This window comes from Dyella agri (assembly GCF_044904705.1).
GTDB classification, from domain to species: domain Bacteria; phylum Pseudomonadota; class Gammaproteobacteria; order Xanthomonadales; family Rhodanobacteraceae; genus Rhodanobacter_A; species Rhodanobacter_A agri.
In genome coordinates, this window is sequence record NZ_JADIKL010000025.1 from 1 (window position 1) to 710 (window position 710).

The window sequence follows — 710 nt, forward strand, 5'->3', positions numbered from 1 at the left end:
TGCCGGGCTTTTTCGTGACACTGCGACAAGTCCGATTACTGCTGGACCTGCAGCTCCACGCGACGGTTCTGCGCACGACCCGCGTCGGTGGCGTTGTCGCCGATCGGGTTGTCCGCACCGTGGCCGATCGGGCCTTCCAGGCGGCTCGCGTCCACACCGTGGCTGGTCAGGTAGTCATACACGATCTGTGCACGACGCTCCGACAGCGCCTGGTTGTAGGCCGGCTTGCCCTTCGCGTCGGTGTAACCCGCCACCGTCACGTGCACGTCCGGATAACGCTTCAGCGTATCCACGGCCTGGTCCAGGATCGCCACCGAGTCCGAGGTCGGCACGGCCAGCGCCTTGTCGATTTCCGACGCGTGCACGTGGCCCTTCTTCGGGTAGTCGAACTTGAAGTTCACGCCACGCAGGTCGATCACGACCTTCTGCGGCGCCGGCGCTTCCACCGGAGCCGGCGGCGGCGGCGGCGCAGCGGCCGGAGCCGGGGCGGCCGGCACGGCGCCGAAGCGCGACACGATGCTCAGGCCCAGGAACCAGTCGCCGTAACCGCTCTTGGTGGTCTGGCTCTTGTCGTCCCAGTCGTAGCGGTAACCGCCTTCCACGCGGAAGTCGGAGCTGTCGGTGATCGCCTTGGACAGACCCAGGCCCAGTTCGGCCGCCGGTGCCCAGTCGCTGTCCACCGGGTTCTTGTGGTGGCTGCCCATCACGGC

General features: G+C 67.6%; 1 protein-coding gene. It reads right to left on the bottom strand.

What is annotated here, in order from left to right; genetic code table 11:
• Positions 1-35: 35 nt before the first annotated feature.
• A partial coding sequence (locus ISP14_RS18715; protein WP_404542893.1) for an OmpA family protein occupies positions 36-710 on the bottom strand: 675 nt, incomplete at its 5' end.